Origin of the sequence: Bartonella sp. AA2SXKL, assembly GCF_042197205.1 — a bacterium.
Lineage (GTDB): Bacteria > Pseudomonadota > Alphaproteobacteria > Rhizobiales > Rhizobiaceae > Bartonella.
Map to the genome: position 1 here is coordinate 46194 of NZ_JBHIRN010000012.1, position 24521 is coordinate 70714.

Below are 24521 nucleotides of genomic sequence, written 5' to 3' on the forward strand. Positions count from 1 at the left end.
CAGGTGAACCAGATGCAACTGGGGAAACAACAGAAGGAGTGGGTGAAACATGCGGCGGAACAGGTGAACCAGATGCAACTGGGGAAACAACAGAAGGAGTGGGTGAAACATGCGGCGGAACAGGTGAACCAGATGCAGGTGGAGAAACTGGATTAGATTCAGCAATAGCGGGAACAACAGGTGCAAGAGAGGAAAGAGGATTGGGGATCTCAAGTACAAAAACATCAGATACATTAGGTGTGGTCGTAAGATGGGAATCCCTATCAGGAGAATCTACAGGAGAAGAAAGACTTGGCTCCTGAGACTTTTGCTGAGAGTTAGAATCAATAGAACCATCCTCACCTCCAGTAATATTAGGATGAATTTTAGAAAAAGAAGGAATATCATCAGAAGAAGGGGGGACAACCAAATCAAGAACAGGAAAAACTTTAGTGGAATCAACAAATTGACTTTCAAGTCGGAAATCCCAAAATGTTCCAGAGTTTTTAAGCACTCTTTGATTGGAATCTGCCGCCCCTAAAGCAGAGCCTGGACCATAACTCTTAAGATGATACTGATAGGGGGAGGCTTCAAGTGTGACATACCCCCCCTTTAACTGAAAAGAATCTTCCATGGCTTTTCCATAAACCTGAATAATGGAAATCCCCTGATTATTACCACCATCTCCCGTCAATGCCCCTGGACTTCCAGGAATCTTATAAACATGAACTGTTGTTTTTCCTTCAAGATCACCATTGATTAAAAGCCGGTCAGTTTTTTGCTCTTGCAGAGCTCCGCCTTTATCCAAATATGCATTAAGATAAAGATTCACATCACCGTGCGCTTTATAGACAGTCCCAAATCCTTTTCCAATGAGAAGTGTCTGATAACCATTTGTTTTTTTAGATTTTAATTCTTCAAAAACAAGAGAACTATCCGTAAGATTAACCGAAGAAATAGAAGAATAATCTTTTAACCTAGAACCAGAAGCATCAGAATTTTGCAATTTGTCATATTTTGGTCGCGATAAAATCCACTTTGAACCATTTTTTAAATCTATCTTAGCTGTAGAACTTTCATCAACATGTGCGCCTCCTACAAGGGTAGAAGCATCAGCCTCAATCTTTACATTAGAACGCTCAACAGCTTTCAGGAGTGAATCTCCAGAAATTTTTGAATTTTGTAAGAGTTTAACAGAACTTTCGAATTCACGACTATAAATAGCCGTACTTTCTGGAGCCATAAAAGTTGTCTTTGTCAAATCGACAGTCCCTTTTCCAGGTATAATTGTTTTTTTATCATTTAAGACAGCTTCCCAAAAAAAGTGCATGCCATTAAATCCATTCCCTCTCACAAAAACATTGGAATATTTTATATGAGCAGCATTATGGTTATTCCCCTGCACTACAATGCCATGAACATTGTCGACATTAACGTTTCCCTTCTGGAAATTAAGAGAGCCTTTCCCCTGAAGCATACTAAAAGCAGAACCTTCACGATGATTATCTGTATTTGTTTCCTGTTTCCCCCTCCCAGTAATAGAAACGCCCTCTAAATTAATTTCTCCATCTCCTCCTGTTTGAACACCAATACCATCAGCAAAATCAATTTTTCCTCCTTTCATATAAATTTTTGCACCATTATGACTCAAAAGACCTATCGCATCAGAAGATGTCTTAATCTCTGTCTTGGTCAAAGAAACAAACGACCCTTTACCCCCAACACTGATCCCCATTCTGGTTGCTTTAATCACCCCATCCTGCATTTCAAAAGCTCCCTCCTCATTGACATCGGCCCCTATCGACACGTTATTTAACATGGAATCAAATAGAGCAACGCCTCCCCCATTTGAGGACTTTACAGCTGTTGTCCAAGCGTTTGTTTCTGAATGTCCATGTGCATTCGAAACACCGTTAATGATTATAGCCTCTCCCTCAATGACTGTATTTTTCCCTGATGCCTCTATGGCAGCATAAGAACTTTCACCCGTAAGTTGATAAGTTTTCTTGGTAATTTCATGCGTTTTACCATCATTACAGCGATAAAATGAGGCACTTTCGTTACATGAATATGGCTTCTTCTCAGAAGAAATCTCACCTGCATCAGTATTGTATACAAAGAAAAAAATAACCGTTGTAAAATGATATAAAGAGAGATGATTTTTAAACATAATTTTCTACAAACTTTCTTCCCCTTCTCTAAAAACAAAAAACACGCGTTCTGTTTAATAACTTTGGTTACGCGTGATAATTTAAAATACGTTTTGTATTTTATATATCCACCCTATATTTTATGTAAAGCCAGAATCCCAAAATATCACAATTTAAAATTGTATTATTTATAAAAACGCGTAAAAATATAGATAGAAATAAAAATTCCACCCCAAAGCAGTGATTTCAAGAGAATTTAATAAAAATAAACTCAAAGAAGAAAAACAGCATAAGAAGCAAAAACTGCAAACCAGAAAGCCTTATCTCGTTTCTAAAAAGAAACAAACTTGCTCATGCAAAAAAAAACATTTTTTTAAAAAACTTATTTAAAAAGTTGCAAACAAATAATAAAAAACCACAAGCTATGCTTGTGGTTTTTTAAACAACTTACCTCAAGGTGATCATCCTAAAAACGATAGCGCAATCCACCAGAAAAACTGATTCCAGAAAAACCACCTTTACTCAACTTATGCTGATAAACCAAATCACCATGAAGCGCAAATTTTTGAGACAAGCGAGCATTAAGACCTAATCCAGCCTCTAGAGAAGAACCAAAAGCCCCTAACTGGAAAGAATCTTTAAAGCGCACAGACCTTTCTTTTCCAAAATCATGGGCAAAATGAATCTTTCCATAAAAAGAAACATCACGATCTTTTTCAGACGCAGTAAGAGTCTTTATCAAGCGACCACCCATACGCACCATCAATTGATCAAGTTTATCCATCTCAATATTAAAATTATCAATATCGCGGGCCTCATTAAATTGAAGATGCTGATAAACAACCTGAACCTGTGGATCCAAAACAACACCTTCATATCCTGTGGCAATTTTCTGACCACTCATCAAGGAAACACTTAAAGGGTTACCCTTCAATGTTGCCGTTTTACCCCGCGCAGTTGTCAGAACATCTCCCTTAAACAGACCATAAGATAACAAACCATCAACATAGAATCCTACATCATGCTGCATACTGCCATAAACTGTAGCAGTCCATTTATCAAATGTACTTTTTTGGCTTTGTGCAACATCTCGAGGTTGTAGAGAAAGCTTTCCATAAGACCCCATCACCCCAAAGGATATAACACTGTCAACATTTTCAACAGTTTGTAGCAAAACACCTGTCTCTAGTGCATAGTACCCTAGATCTCCCCCATAACCATATTCAAGCGCAGATAAATCTGAGGCATAACGATAACTTCCACCATAGCCACGCAAAAATGAAGCAGGATTTTCACGAATTTCCAACATTCCACTAGGATTAGTCCGTACTGTCTCTAACTGCTTGTTTTGATTGCTGATATCCATTAAACCAGCATGGAATAAACTATTTGGCAAAAGCAGATAAGTTGGAACCTGAGGCACAACAACCTTAACGCCTTGCCTAGAATGATGCTCACCACCTAAACTAAGTTTAGAACTCTGAGTTAATCTAAATGTAGTATCAGAATCAATAAATCCATTTTCGAGGCGGAAATCCCAAAAATCTCCTTCACCTTCGACTAATCTTTGAGACGCACTCGCTCTTCCTAATTCAGAGTTTGGGCCATAAGCATGAAGCCTATATTGGTAAGGTAGACCGTCCAATGCAATATAATCACCATCCAACAAGAAAGAATCTTTCTCCGCTATTCCAGAAACCTGAATAATCGAGATACCTTTGTCATTTCCATAACGCTCCGTACCACCTCCAGGACTTCCTGAAACACCATGCACATGTACTATCGTTTTTCCTTCAATATCACCATGGATTAAAAAACGATCCGTTTTTTGATTCTGAAGAGCCCCCCCCTTATTCAAATAAGTGTTGAGATAAAGATGTGCATTACCCTGTGCTTTATAAACTTCACCTGTTCCTCTCCCAACACGAAGGGTTTGATAGCCATCAACTATGTTAGTTTCTGGTTGTTCAAAAATAATAGAACTATCAATAAGATGTATTAATGAAATTGATGAAACACCTATAGAACTAGGAACTTGCAAATTTTTATTTTTCGGTCGTGATAAAATCCATTTTGAATCACCTCTCAACCGAAATTCAGCAGAAGAACTTTCATCAACATGTGTCCCCCCTACAAGTGTAGAAGCATCCACTGAAACCTTCACAAAAGAGCCATCCTCAACCTTCAGTAATAAATCTCCAGAAAGTTTGGAATTATCCAACAGCCTAACAACACCACCAGATCCTCTGCTATAAATAGCCGCACTCTTTGGAACTGTAAAAGAGGTTCTTGTCAAGTCAACAATCCCTCGTACGGGTAAGTTCGTTTTTGGAAGACTTCCGAACATCTCTTCCTCACCCGCAAAAATATAAAAAGAATAGGGATACTCGTGATCTTTCATTTCCTCATTTCTGTCTCCTAGTCCCTCCCAAAAACGCAACCCATAAGACGTATTACTTTCTACCAAAACCGTAGAATCCACGATAGTTATAAAGACACCCTTCCCATCGATATTATTCCCATGCATTGAAAAACCATGAGCATTGGCTAGATTAACTTTACCTTTCTCAAAATGGATAAACCCATTAGACGCATGAAAAGCTGAATTTTCATTATGGTCATCTATACCCATCCCCTGACTACCTTGTTCGGTAATAGAACTACTCCTTAAATCGACCTGTCCCCAATTTTTTATTTTAACTCCGATACCCTTTGTAAAGTTAATCTCTCCTCTTTCTATAATCACTTGTCCATATTCACTCGCCACGACCCCATACTTCCAAAAACTTTCTTTTGAAATAACAGCACTTGAAGCATCCTTAACAGTTATATTTTTCCCTAAGAGAAGCGTTTTTCTTCCAGATGCTTGTATAGCAACAGTTTCATTCGTATTTTCATCAGTTTTTTGATAATTTTTATTGTAAAAGTAGTGTTTTTTACCATCATTACACCGATAAAATTCACTATTCATACTACATGAAAATTGATCCTGATTATTTTGTGTCTTACCATTAACGCCAGAACGATCTTGTACCCCAGTATTAACAACAGCACCACCTTGAACCGTAGCATCAACATTGTGTGCACAAAAAAGAAATGCTGTTGTAAAAGTACATAAGGAAAAACGATTTTTAAATAGATTGACCATAATTACACCATAATTTTGCCCATAAAAGTAATACGTAATGTATCAAAAAACTTAACAAAGAGAAAAAATTAATACGTTTTGGATTAACTGCGCAGATCTTATTAATGCTTTTTGTGTTTTATGTAAATATGGAATTTAAAAGTTACTAAAAATACAGTCTAAATCTATTTTTTTATAAGGGATTTGCAAAAATATAACTGAAAAATTAGAGGAAAATCATCTTTAAAGTTGTTATTTAAAAGCAGCTTTAAGGAATTTTTGTACATTAAGAATGCCTATTTTAACTGTTGTTTAATCAATACCCAAAGCGTGTATAATTAATATTCGAGATAAATATTATATTGAAACAATGGGCACTCGTAAGCAGACAAAACTGAATATATGCCAAAATTGGGAAGCAAAGCTATCACATACAGCTGTTTTAGGCAGTATTTATGGAAATACGAACTAATTTAGAAAGAGGAGGAAAGTGTAAAAATTAAAATCTGTTCCGATTTTTACCATCTCTTTTCAACATTTTAAAATATTCAGAGCCGTATCTAAAAGGTGAAAATGACATATAATTTTATCTTTTTATTTATCACATTCTTTAAAGAAAACGCATTTTCAAAAAATAATACGTTATTTATGTTTCTAATCCACCAATTTTCTCAGATATATCTCATATTTCCATCTCCATTTCATAACGACAGCAGATATAATATCAAGTTTATCGGATACAGCCCTCATTGCGCCTGAGTAGCATCTTTGTCTTTGCCAATTTCTAATATTGTAAATCCTCTCCTCTTAACATAATCCCCCAAATTATATTGACTCCTTTCTTAAACGATTATCCACCTGCCAATTTTACATATAATATGAACAGGAATGCTTTTTATGGATTCATAATAAAATCCTTGAAAATATTTCAGCGCCCTAAATTAAAAAATATCTTTATAAATCAAAATATTATAAATAGTATAATAATCACTCTGAAATACGCGTTTTGAAACGATAACGTACAAACCTTCAGACTTTTCAAAAAAACGAAAGAAGTCCAACCTAAAAGCATATTAAAGATATGCAAAGTCATACTCTCGTAAAAATGCTATAACACAAGATGAATAGATAATGAGAAAAGCCACAAGTACAACTTGTGGCTTTTTGAAAGATTAATCAAAAACAGGAACAACACTAGAAATGATAACGCAATCCACCTGAAAAACTTGTTCCAGAAAAACCAGCTTTCGTTAGTTTGTGCTGATAAACCAAATCGCCGTAAAGCGCAAATTTTTGAGACAATTGGGCATTAAAACCTAATCCTGTTTCTAATGAAGAACCAAAAGCACCTAGCTGGAAAGCATCTTTAAAATGCACAAATTGTTTTCCTTCAAAACCATGAGCAAGATGAAGCTTGCCATAGAAAGAAATAACTTGAGCCTCATCAGTAACGACCAGCCTCTTTGTTAAACGCCCCCCAACACGCCCTATCCATTGATGAAGCTTTCCTAAATCAATATCAAAGCCATCCACATCACGCACCTTATTAAATTGAAGATATTGATAAACAACCTGAACTTGCGGATCAAAAACAAAACCGTCCTCCCCCACCATAAACGTTTTACCAGCAGTCAATGAAGCACTTAAAGGGAAACCCTTTAATGTTGCCGTCTTGCCACGTGCAGTTGTTAGAACATCACCTTTAAACAAGCCGTAAGACACAAGACCATCAACGTAAAAACCTGCATCATGCTGCATACCACCATATGCCGTAACTGACCATTTATCAAATGTACTTTTTTGACTCTGCTCAACATTCAAAGGTTGCAAAGAAAATCTCTCGTAAGCCCCGATAACTCCAAAAGAAGTGGAACCATACATATTTTCGATTGCTTTCAGCAAAACACCTGCCTCTAGTGCATTATAATCAAACTCGCCGCCATAACCATATTCAAGCGTGGAAAGATTTGAAGTATAACGATGATTGCCGCCATAACCGCTCACAAAAAAGAGAGGATTTTCACGACTTTCTAATAAGCCCCCAGAAGTAATACGCAAAGCTTCTAACCGCTTATTTTGATTGTTAACATTCATCAAACCAATATGACGTAAGACATTAGGCAAAAGGAGATAAGTCGGAACCTGCGGAACAACAGCCTTAACGCCCGGCTTAGGACGAGGATGAGGCTCCGGAGCTGGTTCTGGAGAAGGTTCTGGTCCCGGAATTGGCTTAGGAGAAGGATCTGGTTTAGGTTGAACATCAGAATCTATAGACCTACTTTCAAGGCGAAAATCCCAAAATTCCCCGTTACCTTCAACTAATCTCTGATCCATACTTGCTTTTCCAAACTCAGATTCTGGACCATAACTATAAAGCTTATACTGATAAGGTAATTCGTTTAAGGCTACATAACCACCTTCCAACTGAAAAGAATCTTGCTTTGCTTGTCCAGAAACCTGAATGATTGAAATACCTTCAGCATTCCCCCCCTTTCCCGTATATCCTCCTGGACTTCCTGCAACTCCATGCACTTGGAGCTTTGTTTTTCCCGAAACATCACCATGAATTAAAACACGATCAGTCTTTTGATTAACAAGAGCACCACCACTATTCAGGTATGTATTAAGAGAAATAGAGGCACCGCCCTGTGCTCTATAAACTTCACCCTTTCCCTTTCCCACACGAAGGGTTTGATAATCATCAACAGAAGAAGATTCGTGTCTTTTAAAATTAATAGAGCTCTCATCCATAAGACTAACGAGTGAAATAGAAGAATCATGTGCAGCCTCGTGTTGATCTTTTTGCAACGGTTGTTGTAAAATCCATTGAGAATGACCTCCCAAATAAAGCTCAGCATTAGAATTCTTATCAACGTGTGTGCGACCCTCAAGAGTAGAAGCATCAGCCAAAACGATCACAGATGCCCCTTTCTCAGCTTTTAATAAAAAATTCCCTGAACGAAGAGTGCTTTTCATCAAACTCACCGCACCAGAAATAACATTGCTGCCATAAAGAGCCGTATCGTCTTCAACAGAAAACTCTGTTGTATCCAAATTAACAACTTCCAATCGTGGTGGAGCTTTTTCTTCCTCTAATGAAATCTCCTCTTTTTTATCCCCATCTTCGCTCCATGGCTTTTCTCCCTGAAAATAGATACCATAAGATCCCTCACCCTTTACGGTAACAGAAGAAGACTTAAAATTAGCCTCGGTCACATAAAAGTTATTCGATAAATCTTCAGCTTCATCTTCAGTTTCAGCTTCTGTTTCAGATCGTTCTGGTACAACACTAAAAAGCTTGACGGGATTTTCTAATAATATACCATGTGCACCCTCAATCTTAATAGTCCCCCCTGTAAACTCAACACGTCCCCCTTCATCCATTAAAAAAGCCGCATCATTTTTATCTTTGTGGCCCTTTCCAGTAAGAGTAACACCATCGAGAATAACCTTCCCTCCCAACATCGCAGAAATCCCATGACTGTTGGTAAAGTTAACCTCCCCACCTTCCACCCAAATATCTGCCCCGCTATAACTGGAAAGACTTGCCTTCCCATCACGCGTATTAACTTTTGCACCCTCTAAAATAACCAATGAATTCCCCACAGCTTCAACAGCCCTATCACTGTCCTCTATAATCCCCTGCTTTACCTCAATGATTCCATTATGAGCAAAAAGAGCTAACTTTGTATTTTTAAGCGTCGTTTTTTTCAAAACAATCTTTCCATCATCGGATACAGCCACACCACGCAAAAAAGATTTATCAGAAACTTCACTGCTAACAGTTACATTCTCTCCATCAACTCTGGTCCCTATCCGCTTCACTGTTATAGCAGTAGGATCAACAGGATAATTGGAAACGTTTTCTTTCGTAATTGTATAAGATTTATTATCAATTTTGGATTCCCCGCAATTATCGCATATATAATATAATCCACTATAGTAATAAAACCCAGGATTCACTCCTCTTGCATCAGAGTCTGCATCTTTAACAGAGTTATCTACATTATCCTTATGTCCATTCCATCCATCCACTCCACTCAGCTTACGATAGTCACTCCCCCCACGAATACCCTCATCGTTATTGCCAACATTAATCATATTAGAAGGGTAATAATTATCCCCACTCTCTCCACTAAGAGGAAGCTTATGCTTATTATTCCCGCTAAGATAAGGAGAAGAATTAGCAGAGACAACTGGGATAACCTTTATAACATAAGGTTTACTATCCTTCCCCTCTGCAGCCGCATACACTTCTCTTCCATTTTGAAGCAAAGAGAGGATAGCTGTTGTACAAGCACATAAACATACATGATTTCTAAAAACTTTAATCATAGTTCCCTCGAAACTTTCCTTCCCCTCTCATTAAAAACAAAAGCACTTACAAAACACCCCCTTGCACACCTCAAAAATACGAAAAGTGTAACAAAAGAACATGCCTCATGCTTATTTGAACTGTGCAATGAATTATCCCAATAAATTTGGCAAAAGCTCTACGCTAAAAACCATCTATAAGAGAATAACAACAAAACACAATTTATAAGTGTATAATGCATTCTGTATTTCGTGTAAAGAAAAAATGAAACCAGTGCGTGCAATTAATTAAAAACACAATCTAGCCTTGTGAACTCTAAAAATTAATCCACAAGGAGATGAATGAAACAATGATTTAAATCCGTAAAAAACAAACTCTCAAAAACGAGCTTTAGAAAACATCAAATATTATATTAGATAATATCAATACAGTACTAAAAAGGATAACGTAACGCATACCTGTCTGCTGAACGCTTAAAAAGCCGATAAAAGCGAAGCACTCTATCGCATCAGTAGCAGCATAAATTTTAAGAAAATTCGCTTTAGCGGAGAAAAGTGCTCTCATACACAAAAAACTATGTTTTTTTTGCTCAATCAAGAAGACGAAAATCTTTTAAAGACAACACAAGTTGTTACAAAGAAAAAAGGCAGCACAATGTGCTGCCTTTTCTAAAAAGGTACATAGTGTACCTTATATTAAAACTGATAACGTATTCCTCCGGAAAAACTTGTTCCCGAAAAACCAGCCTTATTAAGCTTATGTTGATAGAGAATATCAGCATGCAGAGAGAACTGTGGCAACAATTTGGCATTAAAACCTAATCCAGCCTCTAGAGAAGAACCAAAAGCTCCTAACTTGAAAGCATCATTGAAATGCATAGACTGTTTTCCTTCAAAACCATGAGCAAGATAAAGCTTACCATAGAAAGCAACAGCATTCACGCCTTCAGAACCTGTAGGAATCTTGGTTAAACGTCCACCAACACGTGCTACCCACTGATTAAGGTTACCCATTTCAATATTAAAATTGTCGATATCACGGGCCTTATTAAACTGGAGATGTTGATACACAACCTGAACCTGCGGATCAAAGACAAAGCCCTTATATCCTGTCATAATTGTCTGACCACCAGCTAAAGAAACACTCAAAGGATTACCTTTTAATGTTGCTGTTTTACCCCGTGCAAGGGTGAGAACATCACCTTTGAACAGACCATAGGATAAAAGACCATCAACATAGAAGCCAACATTATGCTGCATGCTACCATATACCGTAGCAGTCCATTTATCAAATGCACTCTTCTGACTGTGCTCAACATTCACAGGCTGCAGAGAAAGTTTTCCATAAGTTCCCATAACGCCAAAGGATATAGCACTGTCAGCATTTTCAATAGTTTGCAGCAAAACACCTGCCTCTACACCATTATAACTAAGATCACTTCCGTAACCATATTCAAGTGCGGACAGATCTGAAGCATAACGGTAACTTCCACCATAGCCGCGCAAGTATAAAGCAGGATTTTCACGAACCTCTACCATTCCTGTAGAAGTCATCCGCAACGTCTCCAATTGCTTATTTTGATTGCTAATATCCATCAAACCAGCGTGGAATACGCTATTAGGCAAGCTGAGATAAGTTGGAACCTGTGGAACAACAGACCTTACAAATTGTGCAGGAAGGGCAGCAGATCCAACAGACTTAACATACTGATTTTCTAAACGGAAATTCCAAAATTCTCCACCATCCTTAACAAATTTCTGCTGAACATGCTCCTGTTTCGAAGTCGCTTCTGGAGCATAAGCACGAAGGGTGTATTTGTAAGGTGAGTTTCTCAGTGCAACATAATTGCCATCGAGTTGGAAAGAGTCTTTCTTCGCTTGACCATAAACCTGAATAATTGAAACACTATGAGCAATCTTGGCATTCGCTTTACCATCTCCTACACTGCCCGCATCACCTCGTACATGTATTTTTGTTTTTCCAGAAACATCACCATGAATGACAAGCCGATCAATGACTTGCTGATCACTCGGATCACGAGGATTTAAACGTGCATTGAGATGAATTACAGCATTACCCTGTGCCGCATAAACAGTTCCTTTCCCACTTCCAATATGGAGAGTCTGATATTTTCCTTCAGATTCCGAAGGTGCAAAATCAATAGCACTATTTACAAGACTTACAGAAGAAATGCATGAATCCACACATCCTGAATCTAGAGTCCCCAAATTCCTCTGTGCACTTCTTTTTAGAATCCACTGTGAATTATTAGCCAAGTCTAATTTTGCATAAGAATTTTTATCAACGCGAACACCGCCTGTAACAATAGAATTATCAACTGAAACCAATATGTTCGAATCATTCTCGGCTTTTAATAACAAGTCACCAGCAAGAGTTGTTTTATTTTCTAATGAAACACGACCACCAGAATTATTACCATAGATAGCTATACCATTTGCAACTTCAAAATCAGTTTTTTTCAACGAAACTGTCCCTGTTATGCCTATAGGCGTTTTTTCCTGTTTGGACACAGTACTCCGCTTAACAACATTTGTTTTCTCAGTTGTTAAATCCTGACTTCGATTTTGTTGACTCGCTTCCTTCTGTGTTCCCCCATCAAAATATATGCCGTAGACTCCGTCACCTTCCACTTTAACAGTAGAAGACTCGATATTTACGTGATTCATAGTAGGACGAACGTCAGAAGATCTCCTTCTCCTGGAAGAGCCGGTCTCAACCACATTATCATCAGACTTTATAATCCACAAACCATGAGCATCAGTAACAACATTTCCATTCTTAAAATCAACAGAAGCATTATCACTCACCAAAAAAGCTGCACGTCCAAATTTCTCTGTAGAATTCGACTTTCCTGCTTCCTTTTTCGCAGTAATATTAACTTTGTTTAATCTTACACGTCCCCGTGCTTCTGATCTCACAGCCACTCCATTTGTCAGCATAACCGTTCCAGAGTCCATAGTTACCTCACCAGCCTGACTCGCCAAACCAGCCACAGCTAAATCCCCCGTTACGTTAATTTTCGTATCCTTTAAATTAACAGATGATCCAGAACCCGCCAAAGCGCCTACATAACGCGCATTGACTGTTCCAGCATGCATTGTAACCTTCCCGCCACTTTGCGCTTCAAGCCCAATCACAGAAGAGGTAATTGTTGATTTATTATCCAAAACAACTTCTGCCCCCTCTTCTGCAAGCACAGCACTCACGGCATATATTTCATTAAAATCAACATTATTTTTGCTATCAGAAAAATCCGCACCACTAATTGTGGCTCCCTCTAACTTAATAACCGTATCCTGATTTTTTGCATGCATAGGATGCTGAGTTTTATCACTTACCTTCAGTGTCTTCCCTGTTATTGTCCGCGATTTACCATCTCTACACAAATAAGTAGTCTGTGATCCCTTCTCACCATTATTCATATCATCACATGTAGAAGAAACCGTTTCCTTAGAAGAAACATCTCCATTACCAGTACGACTAAGCATAAGAACACGCCCAACAGCTCTAGAAGATACAGCAGATGTCTCAGAAACCACAGGAGAAGAAGCATTCGCAGAAGCCCCATTAGAAGATATAACAGCTATCTCAGAAACCACAGGAGAAGAAGCATTCGCAGAAGCCCCATTAGAAGATATAACAGCTATCTCAGAAACCACAGAAGTAGAAGGCTGCATAGCAGAAGCTCCATTAGATATAGCAGGTATCTCAGGAGCAGAAGGCTTCATAGCAGAAACTCCATTAGAAGATATAGCAGATATCTCAGAAGTAGAAGGCTGCACAGCAGAAGCTCCATTAGATATAGCAGATATCTCAGAAGTAGAAGGCTTCATAGCAGAAACTCCATTAGAAGATATAACAGCTACCTCAGAAACAACAGGAACAGAAGCATTCATAGCAGCCTTCATAGCAGCAGCTGATTTTATAGGTGATGGCCTCTTAGATACAATATGATCCCCAGGTGTTACAAAAATTTCATCGGCAGATATTACAGGTCCTCTACCTGTATCAGATCTCCCACTTAAATTAACTCTTGGAGGTACTAAAGGTGCCAAATTTCTGGATAAAGAAGGAGTAACAGATGATGGAGATGGAGTAACAGGTAAAAAGGTATGCACTACAACCTCAGATGTTTCAGATTCCGTAAAATCTTCGTCATCATCATCTTCATAAAATTCGTCAGATGTTTCAGATCTCAAAAGTGAATTGCCTTGAACAGAGACTACAGATGCAGATTCCCCAGATACAGGAGGAGTTATGGATTCACTATTTACTTCACCAGCACCAGTGTCAGCATTAGTATTTATTGCAGTTTCAGTAGAAGCATCAGTAGAATCAACTGCAACAAGTGGCTTAGCCTTAAAAATAGGTTGAAAATTAGCAGTAGCAGTATAAGCAGAAACGAGAGGTATAAAATATTCATTTTCTAAACGAAAATCCCAAACACTTCTACTATTTTTAAGTAATGTCTTATCAAAATACTGCATTTTCGGAGGAGTAGTTGGACCATAAGCACGAAGAACATACTTATAAGGTAACCCTTCTCGTGTAATATAATCACCTTTCAGCTTAAAAGAATCCCTCTCTGCATTTCCAAAAACCTGAATAATTGAAATGCTATGAGGTGTATCCTGACTTTGTGATATACCATCAGAAGTATCATTCACAACTACCATTGTTTTTCCAGAAACATCACCATGAATCAACAATCTGTCAGATATTTGAGAATTTTCTGTATTGCTAGGCATCAAATTTGCATTGAAGTAAATTGTAGCACCAGAAGCGGCAGAAGCAGCACTATAAACTGTTCCATCCCCATCTCCTATGCGAAGGGTTCGATACTCAATATCTTTATTAGATGTATTTTCATTTTTCAAAGAAGTAAAAAATCTAACATTACTATCTACAAGATTCATAGACGAAAGACATGAATCTACACAACCCGTATTTGAATTTTCCAAACTATTATGCAGATTCTTTGTTAAATACCACTCTGATCCCCCAGATAGAAAAAGCCTAGCTTGAGATTTTTTATCAACGTGAGCTCCCCCCATGACGACAGAGTCTTCAACAAAAACCGACAAATGCGACCCCTCTTCAGCTTTCAACACTAAATCACCCGAAAGAGTTGAGTCATCTTTTACAACGACGTACCCATCCAAACTGTTACCATAAATGACCACACCATTAGGAACTCTGAAAACCGTATTTTTCAAAAGAACTGCATGCAAACTATCTCCATCATCTTTTATTCCACCCTCTCTCAGATTTTGACCTACATTTTGACCACTTTCTTGTCTCACACTCGTTTGATCATTTTTTCTCCTCACATTCGAAGGTATATCACCAAAAAATACACCATAAGACTTACCTTCAACTTTAACGGTTGAATTTTGAATATCAGAAACTATTAAGTTGACAACTCTAGAGTTTGCATCTGGCTCAGACGCCACCACTGCAGAATCTCCAGCGCCAGCTCCAGATGGTGCACTAGTACTTCCAGAATCTGCACCGCTTCCTAAAAAATTCTCTATAGGGAATAAAGCCTCAAAATACGCGGAACCAATATTATTAAGGACAGCGCCATCTCTAGATTCAATAGAGATGACCTCACCAACGAAAGAATCACTATTAGCGTCAGAATCCTGTTGCGTATCATTGCCACCCTCATTCTCCGCTTCTACTCTATTAGAAGCTCCAGAGATATTATTCTTAAAGCTATCACTTACCAAAAATGCAATAGTATTAGGAGCTCTAAGTTTTCCATTTTTAAAGGAAATAGTACCTCCAAGTGACAATAAACCTATATTCGTCTCCGAAGTACCAACTTCTGTAGTTTTTGGTTCCTCAGCAACATTGATAACCGTCCCGTCTAGTAGAACAGTCCCCTCTTTTGTAGAGATAACTCCTATTCCACCCTCTTTCACGGTAATTGCTCCAGACCTCATCTCGATAACGGATGGACCCAAACTAACTAAACCGATTCTTTTAACATTAATATCTACATTCTCTAAAACAATCCACCCATTATCACTAGCAAGAGCACCTATATACGCATCTCTGATTCCTCCCCCCACCATTGTGATCTTTCCAGTCTCTTCAGCCCGAAGCCCAATAAAAAAACCCTGAATATTTGAGTTTTTCAATTTAACCTCCGCACCCATATTTGAAGCAGAATCTCCGACATATACACCAACATAAAGCGGATCATGAATATATAAACTACCTATGTTCTCTATACCTACTTTATAATCCTGTATACCTACTGCAGATAAACTTTCAGAAAGTTCTTTCCCAATATTCATACTTTCAATGGATACTTCGTCCAAATTAACAACTACTTTCCCATCATCAAGGGGAGATTCCACATTTACAGCGCTCTCACCTTGATCCGCTATAATAGTCCCCCCTATTAGAGCATATACTCCCGACTGATCACAGGAAATAGATCCATATATTCGCTGATCACCATTGAGTAAATCAGCCAATCCTTTACCTGCCTCCACAGAATCTATAAATTCTAGAGCCCCAACACCATCACCAACCGGTGTAGATACACTCACACCAGGCACAAAAAGACCTGCTCTATCAGGTGTTAAAGAATTCAATACAAAACTTGATATACCTGGCATACCAATAAGACCATCTGCACTCGCTTTTTGTACTCTTAGCGCCTCTTCCCCCACTGGAAAATATGTTTCAGCTAAACTATCTTTTTTCGGAATATTAAATAATGTCCAAACATCTACATTTCTTGGAACATCTAGTAATCTAACTAACTCTCCACCTACTCCACTTGGCACACCTGCATGCCCCTCACGTGCTCTCTTCCCACTTGCTATTGCTGTTTTTGCTTCTTTTGCCTCCACATTTTCTGCTCTTGTTGCTCTTGCCCCCCTAGTAGATACACCGCCTGTACCTGGAACACCTGGCATACTATTCAAAGCACCATTTGACATAGTACCTGGACCAACACCTGGAATAGCAGGCAGATTCGTTGTATCTGCCCCACTCGCAACACCTGATACAGCCTTTTGTCTTTGTTGACTTACAGTGTTTAATCCTCCTCCTGCTATATTACCTGATAATAAAGTATCTTGTACAAGAGCTAATGAGCCACTGGAGCCAGCTGGTACACCTGCTTGCGGCACATTTACTACTGTTTCCATCCTAGTAGATAAGACGCCTGAACTAGGAGTAGATAGGACGCCTGAACCTGGGACCCCTGGTACAGCACCTGTACCACTCGCAACACCAGGTACTGCACCTGCACCACTCGCAACACCAGGTACTGCACCTGCAACACTCGCAACACGAACACTACTATCTGCAACATTCCGTATCATGCCAGGAACAAAAATATTATTCTTTCTAGAATGACAAGCACTAATAGGTCGAATATGATTTAAAACAGGCACAATCTGAGCCTGAGCCTGAGCCTGAGCCTGAGCCTGAGGCTGAGGCTGAGGCTGAGGCTGAGCAGAACCACTACCAACAGGATTACCGACTCTAGGTTCTGCTCTTCCAGAAACCTCCACTCCTCCGGGTGGTGTTATAGCCCCTGTGCTCGACCCTCCAATGAAAGAGGTAAATGATGATAATGAAGGAAGGAATGATGAGAACCAACCATTCCCCATAGAAACATCTACACCTTGTAAAAAGAAGAAAGCACTTGTTGTCAGTGCGTACAAACGTGTACGCTTTTTAAATACATTGATCATATGTCAAACTTTCTAAATAATGTTGCAAAAACACTAGAATTAAGTGAAAATGAGGTAAGTGAACGATTTGTAACATATGTCAGTCAACTTTACAACATAGTGTTATTTATTTACGCTTCATTTTGTGCATAAAAATACCAAAGTTAAGTTTTTAAGTGCGCAAACCTTTGTAATATTAGATAAAAGGATAAAATCACGATGATAAAATATATGAAATGGATGACTTCTGTTTTACTGGTTGCAATTAGTTTTGCAACGATTTTGTGGACTCATACGAGTATTGCAAATACGAGTACCCAGACAAATGTAACGATTGATCATGTTTCAGGAACGACTTCTGTTCCCACTTCTCCGCAAAAGGTTGTTGTGTTTGATCTTGCCTCGCTAGATAATATGAATCGCCTTGGTATCCAAGCAGTTATCGGCCTTCCTGAAGGAAAAAAACCTTCCTATCTACAACAATTTGACGATGCAAAATATGAAAGAATTGGAACCGTTTTTGAGCCAGATTATGAAAAAATTGCCACTCTTCAACCCGATTTGATTATTATTTCCTCCAGAACTCAAGCAAAATATAAAGACTTATCCAAAATAGCCCCAACAATTGATCTAACCGTAGAAAACGAAAATTCTCTTGAAGATATAAAACGAAATGTGTCTATCCTTGGAAAAATTTTTGGTAAAACACAAGAAGCAGAAAAAGAAATTGCAAAAATCAATGAAGCTTTTGCTGAAGTCCGTAAAAATACCCAAGGAAAAGGCACCGGGCTCATACTCATGACCTCTGGTGGAAAAATCAGTGCTTTCGGACCAAAATCACGTTTCGATATTTTTCACTCCGCTTTTGGAATTGCCCCTGCAACCGATAAACTTACCGTGCAAAAACATGGACAACTCATTTCTCCTGAATTCATTCTTGAAACCAATCCTGATTGGTTGTTGGTGATTGATCGCGATGCAGCCATTGGACGGGAAGGACAATCCGCAGCACAATTGCTCAACAATGAGCTTGTTCACCGCACAACAGCAAGCAAAAAAAATCAAATTATTTATTTGGACTCTTGGAGCTGGTATCGTGCAAATGGTGGTTTAACGGCGCTCATTGAAACCGCACAGCAGATCAATGAAGCCTTTACAAAGAGCAAATAAGCGCACGAAAGAGCTTGCTTGCTATATAAATAAAATTTAAAAGCAGAGGTTGTTTATTAAGCAGTCTTTGCTTTTTGTAGATTTTGTTAGAAAATGATTTAACGTGAAGAATTACTGGATAACCATAACACTTCTAATTTTCCTGTCTATCCTCAGCATTTTTGTTGGTTATTCTGATGTCACACCTTCTAACCTTTTCGCAGCCGATCCCCATGCGTGGCTTATTTTTTGGCAAACACGTCTTCCTCGTACCATTGCAATCCTTTTAGTAGGCGCAGCACTTGCACTTTCAGGCATGATTATGCAACTATTAACACGCAATCGCTTTGTCGAGCCATCAACCACTGGAACCATTGAATCTGCTTCCCTTGGCATTCTTTTTATTATGATTTTTTTGCCCGATGTTCCTGTTTTAGGAAAAATGGTCGTTGCGACAATCTTTGCCATGGCAGGCACTTTACTTTTTATGTTTTTATTGCGACGCATTCCTCTAAAATCTGCTCTCATTGTCCCCCTTACAGGGATTATGCTAAGCTATATTATTGGCTCTTTAACCAATGCCATTGCAGATTATGAAATGTTACTTCCTTCTCTTCAAGCTTACTTATTTGGCAGTTTTTCGATGGTTCTTGAAGGAAAATATGAACTCTTATGGCTATCCCTTCCCCTTTGTATTCTGGCCTATTGTACTGCTGATCGCTTTACGGTTGCAAGTTTGGGAGAAGATTTAACCAATAACCTTGGATTGAATTATCGTGTTGTCATGTTTTTTGGTCTTTTTATTGTCGCCTCAATTACCGCTGTTGTCGTCTGTACCATTGGCCGTATCCCTTTTGTTGGGTTGATTATTCCAAATATTGTTTCAAGTTTCATGGGAGATAATATGCGCTATACCGCTCCTTGGGTGGCCATCAGCGGTGCAGGATTGGTCTTGATTTGTGATCTTTTAGGACGAATAATTCATCCCTCTCTTGAAATTCCCATCAGCACCATAATGGGTGTAATCGGTAGTTTTATTTTTATGATACTGCTTTTACGCTGGAGAAAGCGTCTTGGATAGAAGAAGAAAAACAATATGTGTACTAACAACACTTATCATCATAGCATGTACTATCATTAGTCTTTACATGACGTGGAATATCAATGTTTATACATGGAAATTTCGTCTTACAAAACTTTCCTCTCTACTTCTTATTGCCTATGCAATAAGCGTTTCCACGGTTTTATTTCAAACAATCGTTAATAACCGTCTTCTTACTCCTTCAATTATGGGATTTGATCAGCTTTATATTTTAATAAAGACTGCCCTAATGTATTTTGTAGGCTCTCTTTCTTTGCCCTTTTTGAATGAAGAAGGACAGCTTGTTCTTGAAGCCCTCATTCTTATCCTTTTTTCAATAAGCCTTTTTCGCTGGCTCTTTTCAGGAAGCCTAAAAGGACTTCATTTGACGCTTTTAATCGGTGTTGTTTTAGGCGGATTTTTTTTCAGTTTACGGATGTTTATGCAATTGCAACTAAATCCAGACCAAATGATGAATTTAACCGATATTATGTTTGCAAATTTTAATAAATTTAATACACCGTTAATAGGCTTTGCCACAATCATTGTCTTCATTGTAAGTTTGATTGGATGGCGTTCACGTCATCTTCTTGATATTTTGGCTTTGGGACGTGAAAATGCTCTCAATCTTGGCGTTAATTACCACAAAAGTGCAACAGCTGTCCTTATTTTTATTTCCATTCTCGTATCCATTTCCACCGCATTAGTAGGCCCCGTCACCTTTTTTGGACTGTTAGTTGCCAACCTTTCCTATGAACTTTCTCCTCAAGCAAAACACAGTGTTGTTGTGCCGATTGCAATATTGTTAGCGATTATTTGTTTGGTGGGGGGACAATTTATTTTAGAACAAATTTTTCATATGGCAGGGCGTTTAAGTTTTATCATTGAGTTTTGTGGGGGTATTGTTTTCTTAATGTTACTGATGAAGGGAAAACTAAAATGATTGAGATCAATCATCTTTCCAAGGCTTACGGAACACGATTGATTATCGATAATTTATGCCTTCATATTCCAAAAGGGGGGATTATTTCTCTCATTGGGCCCAATGGTTCCGGAAAATCAACTCTTTTAATGCTGATAAGACGTCTTTTACCGCACCATCAAGGGACAATTAACATTGACGGCTTTGATATTGATAAAATTCCTCACGATATTTTGGCTCAAAAACTCTCAATTTTACGTCAAGATAATCCTTTATCCTTCCGTTTAACCGTGTATGATTTAGTAAGTTTTGGGCGCTATCCTTATTCAAAAGGCTGGTATACACATGAAGATAAACAATTTATCGACAGTGCACTACGCTATCTCGGCTTACAAGATTTACAAGACCGTTTTTTAGATGAGCTTTCTGGCGGTCAGCGTCAACGCGCTTTTATAGCCATGGTTATCTGCCAAGACACTGATTATCTTCTCTTAGATGAGCCATTAAACAATCTGGATATGAAACATGCCGTTTCTATGATGAAGCAATTACGCCGCACAGCTGATGAACTGAAAAAAACCATTCTTATTGTTATGCACGATATTAATTTTGCCTCATCTTACTCAGATATGATTGTTGCATTGAAAAATGGGAAAGCGGCCTATTGTGGGACTCCAAAAGAAATTATGCAACCAGAAATTCTTAAAGACATTTATGATGTCGATATTCAAATCAAAACAATTAATGACATCCCTATCGCTCTTTATTATCGATAATCATAAAGATTTTTTGCGCTTGCATGCACTATAGAATCTACTAGGGATAGTAAAATTAGCTTATTGGGGAATAGTTTAATGGTAGAACAGCGGACTTTGACTTCGTCAATCTTGGTTCGAATCCAAGTTCCCCAGCCAGTATTTAATGCCAGCCAGTATTTAATGATTGTAGCTTGTCATCGGGTTTTGTATAATTTGAAAGCAGATTTTGCATCAATTTATTTTTTCAAAGGATCTTCAAAAACTTTCAAGGGTTATTTAAAATCCCTTTAATGCATATTTTCTCTTCCTCTAAAAATTGCAATTTGAGATGATAAGCTCTTGAGCCGGTGCGGATTCTTTGAACCACATGTATAAGATGTGCCAACCTCTTTTATCTTAAATTGGCTAAAGATTTTTCAGATCTGAGACACATCATTGAGAGAGAAGAATTTTTCTCTTGCGCAAGCAAAACAAACATTGTCTGGTAATCCTCTCGCAAATAAATCCTTTCCATAGTAATACACGTATATCTGGCTCTGTTTACGGGAAAGCCTTATCTAATAGCTACAAACCTATCTAAAGAGAGAATTCAAAAAAGAAAGCCGAGCCAAATGATATGACGCGGCTTTCAGATATTGATTATAAGATTCAAATGAATCATCCACAATGGAGTAGTAAATTCATATATACAAAACGTATCATATTGCAAGTGCTCTATTTAGAAATATGAAAACTTATCAAAAGAAACGTAAATGATAGCTATGATTTGATATCATTCATTAGCATTATAGAATCTATAAACGCTTGGTAACTTTATCAATCCAATCAAAAGAAAATGCATCTTAAATGAATGTCTTCTCAATAAGGCTTTCATAAGTATCTTTTCATTTTGCACTCAAATGTAACTTCTTTGCAAATTAACCAGCTCAAATTTGAGTTGGCAAAATTAACCAATCCAATTTTGGAGGCGTTATCTTTAGAATAGCCATCTTTAAACATTATAGCTTTTGACTCAAAATTGAATAAAATCCCATACCTTAGATGTTACAATGGTTTTGAATTTTGCTGCCTCATTTTTTTCAATAGGTGCCTCCAAAATTTGGGGGGAGCTCATTTGGTTTCGTATTTTTAATGTAACTTTTAAAACGTTTTTTTCTCGCTTGCTTGCATTATATCATTGAAATGCTTTCGGTTTCATAAGACATAACATTGTGATTTTCATTCTATATTGTGATGATAGTATCTATATAATGCCTGCCTATCATTTACTAACTTTTTAGTAAGTGTTTTTAAAAATGATCTTGTCTTTAAATCCTTTTATGCAATCTTTATGAACTAAATCTATAAGCTTATGATAGTTTCAAACGATTATTCCTTTTAAGGTTACACTCAAATAAAGAGCAAAACACATCCATTCTTAAACGTATGCAATTTATGTTATTGATAATTCCAAACGACTGAAATTTAAAACAATGTGATTTGTGCTGTGATAAAAACGTATCATAAAATTTATGACCTGTTATGAATGATAACCGCTTTTCATTTCATTTGAATGCACCTATGCGTTATAGTATTTGCATCATGATTTGCTTTTTATAGTCTATACATCCATGGCAATCTTATATAAAAAATGATCAATTCAAACATGCATAAAAGTAGGGATTCTTAAGTGGATTCATACAAAATAACTGCACTTAATATATTGATTTTATTAGTTTTTATGTACAAAACCTTTTTAACTTCATAAAGATATCAATTTCCTTGTAAAGAATATTCCTCCCATTCCAACAAAAGACTCCACATAAGGCGATGAGGGATAGCTTCTATGATTTACAGGTACTGATCACTGGCCATGCAATAACGCCGACTGATGTCCAAGCCAATGAGGCCGCCTGTGGGAACAGGCAAGTTGTGGGGCTGAATATAATGGAACAGCACCGAACGGATAAGCCACGCGTCGTAAGTAAGCCTCTTAGGGTGCATAGCTTATAGGTTTTGGAAACAGACAATTATTATAATTCAGGTATTATAATTCAGACAATTAAAGATCAGATCTCAAGCTTTTTAATCCAGTGGACAAACACGAATAATATGTCCGTCTGGATCTTTGATTAGAAAGGTACGTCCAAATACATCAGTATACGGTTCCTTCAAAACATTTATCTCAACAGTGGTTTGCTCTTTCCATTCCGCATAGAGCTTATCTACGTCCTCTCCAGTAGGCAACATAATGCCGATTTCTGAAAAACGAGGTGCATTTTCCTCAGGCGTATCGCCCCCAGACCAGAGAGCAAAGAGAGCGTCCCCCGAAGAAGCAAATGCAACATAGCGTGGCGAGGTAAACACAGGTTCTTTCTTGAAGATGAATTTGTAAAAAGCCGTAGAGTACTCTATGTTTGAAACGTATACCAACTGTAGGTTTGGGGTAACAGGATAAGTAGGAATATTACTCATAAATTCTCCATGATTTAGTAGCTGTTGCCTGACAGGCATATACCTATTAGAGAATATTTCAACAAGAGTTTGTGATGCCTCCATTCGCGGTGTGCTCTATTTACATGTTTTTATTCGCTTATTGCTATATGCTAAAATATTGAGACCGCCACTACGGGGATTATAATGATATCCCTATCGCTCTTTATTATCGATAATCTAAAGATTTTTTGCACTTGCCTACACTATAGAATCTGCTAGAAATGGTAAAATTGGCTTATTGGGGAATAGTTTAATGGTAGAACAGCGGACTCTGACTCCGTCAATCTTGGTTCGAATCCAAGTTCCCCAGCCAGTGTAGCTTGCCTGTTGTAGCTTGCCAGCGGGTTTTGTATATTTTGCCACTAGGTTTTGTACCAATTTATTTTTTCTCAAAGAGTTTTAAAGATGTTCTCAAAGGGTCTTCAAATGCCTTTCAAAGGATATTTAAAGCTCTCTTTAACGCATTTTTCTGCTCCTATTTTTCCAAATCACTAAAGCATGTAAAGTCGGATTGAAATGCAAGGGGGACGATTCCTGTCGGACCATGGCGTTGCTTTGCTATAATAACCTCGGCTTTACCCTTGGCTTGCTCCATTGCCTCTTGCCATTTGTTATACTCAGCGGTGCTTTCTTTGGGTTCTTCATTTTTGAGATAATATTCTTCACGATAAACGAACAGCACAATGTCGGCATCTTGCTCAATTGAACCAGATTCACGTAAGTCGGAGAGTTGTGGACGTTTATCGGTTCGGTTTTCAACTTGACGTGAAAGTTGTGACAGAGCAATGATGGGAATATTGAGTTCTTTTGCAAGTGCTTTTAATCCGGTGGTAATGGCTGTAAT

Annotated in this window: 9 protein-coding genes, 2 tRNA genes and 1 pseudogene; 6 read left to right on the forward strand and 6 right to left on the reverse strand. The window is 37.9% G+C overall.

The features are described from left to right. The 4 genes and pseudogenes from ACFINS_RS07805 to ACFINS_RS07820 all read right to left on the reverse strand — a co-directional run. A pseudogene (locus ACFINS_RS07805) lies at positions 1-2149 on the reverse strand (autotransporter outer membrane beta-barrel domain-containing protein); the annotation flags it as partial. Positions 2150-2595: 446 nt separating this feature from the next. Then, entirely contained in the window at positions 2596-5277 is a 2682-nt protein-coding gene (locus ACFINS_RS07810) for an autotransporter outer membrane beta-barrel domain-containing protein (RefSeq protein WP_375651348.1), read from the reverse strand. A gap of 1173 nt (positions 5278-6450) precedes the next feature. Next, a complete protein-coding gene (locus ACFINS_RS07815; RefSeq protein ID WP_375706057.1) occupies positions 6451-9591 on the reverse strand; it encodes an autotransporter outer membrane beta-barrel domain-containing protein in 3141 nt (1046 codons plus the stop codon). 675 nt (positions 9592-10266) lie between these two features. Further along, positions 10267-17313 carry an autotransporter outer membrane beta-barrel domain-containing protein gene (locus ACFINS_RS07820; RefSeq protein WP_375706058.1) on the reverse strand — a complete coding sequence of 2349 codons (7047 nt, stop codon included), beginning with the start codon at positions 17311-17313 and terminating at the stop codon, positions 10267-10269. A gap of 198 nt (positions 17314-17511) precedes the next feature. Here ACFINS_RS07820 and ACFINS_RS07825 point away from each other — a divergent pair, with 198 nt between their 5' ends. From ACFINS_RS07825 to ACFINS_RS07845, 5 genes are all read left to right on the forward strand, one after another. Further along, entirely contained in the window at positions 17512-18462 is a 951-nt protein-coding gene (locus tag ACFINS_RS07825; RefSeq protein ID WP_375634799.1) for a siderophore ABC transporter substrate-binding protein, read from the forward strand. A 103-nt stretch (positions 18463-18565) separates the two neighbouring features. After that, a complete protein-coding gene (locus ACFINS_RS07830; protein WP_375706059.1) occupies positions 18566-19522 on the forward strand; it encodes an ABC transporter permease in 957 nt (318 codons plus the stop codon). A gap of 67 nt (positions 19523-19589) precedes the next feature. Beyond that, a complete protein-coding gene (locus ACFINS_RS07835) occupies positions 19590-20465 on the forward strand; it encodes an iron chelate uptake ABC transporter family permease subunit (RefSeq protein ID WP_375706060.1) in 876 nt (291 codons plus the stop codon). Continuing rightward, positions 20462-21220 (forward strand): ABC transporter ATP-binding protein, encoded by a 759-nt coding sequence (locus tag ACFINS_RS07840; protein ID WP_375612405.1) that lies wholly within the window; start codon positions 20462-20464, stop codon positions 21218-21220. Before ACFINS_RS07835 ends, ACFINS_RS07840 begins: the two co-directional genes overlap by 4 nt. A 64-nt stretch (positions 21221-21284) precedes the next feature. Beyond that, positions 21285-21358 (forward strand) — tRNA-Gln (locus ACFINS_RS07845). Positions 21359-23266: 1908 nt separating this feature from the next. On the opposite strand, the gene ACFINS_RS07850 is transcribed toward ACFINS_RS07845, so the two are convergent. After that, complete coding sequence (locus ACFINS_RS07850) at positions 23267-23656, reverse strand: VOC family protein (RefSeq protein ID WP_375612407.1); 390 nt, start codon at positions 23654-23656, stop codon at positions 23267-23269. Positions 23657-23916: 260 nt separating this feature from the next. Between ACFINS_RS07850 and ACFINS_RS07855 the strand changes: the two genes are divergently transcribed. Continuing rightward, positions 23917-23990: transfer RNA gene (locus tag ACFINS_RS07855), tRNA-Gln, on the forward strand. A 162-nt stretch (positions 23991-24152) separates the two neighbouring features. Here the strand turns inward: ACFINS_RS07855 and ACFINS_RS07860 are convergent. After that, positions 24153-24521, reverse strand: a 369-nt coding sequence (locus ACFINS_RS07860) for a DnaB-like helicase C-terminal domain-containing protein (protein ID WP_375706061.1), incomplete at its 5' end; no start/stop codon positions are given.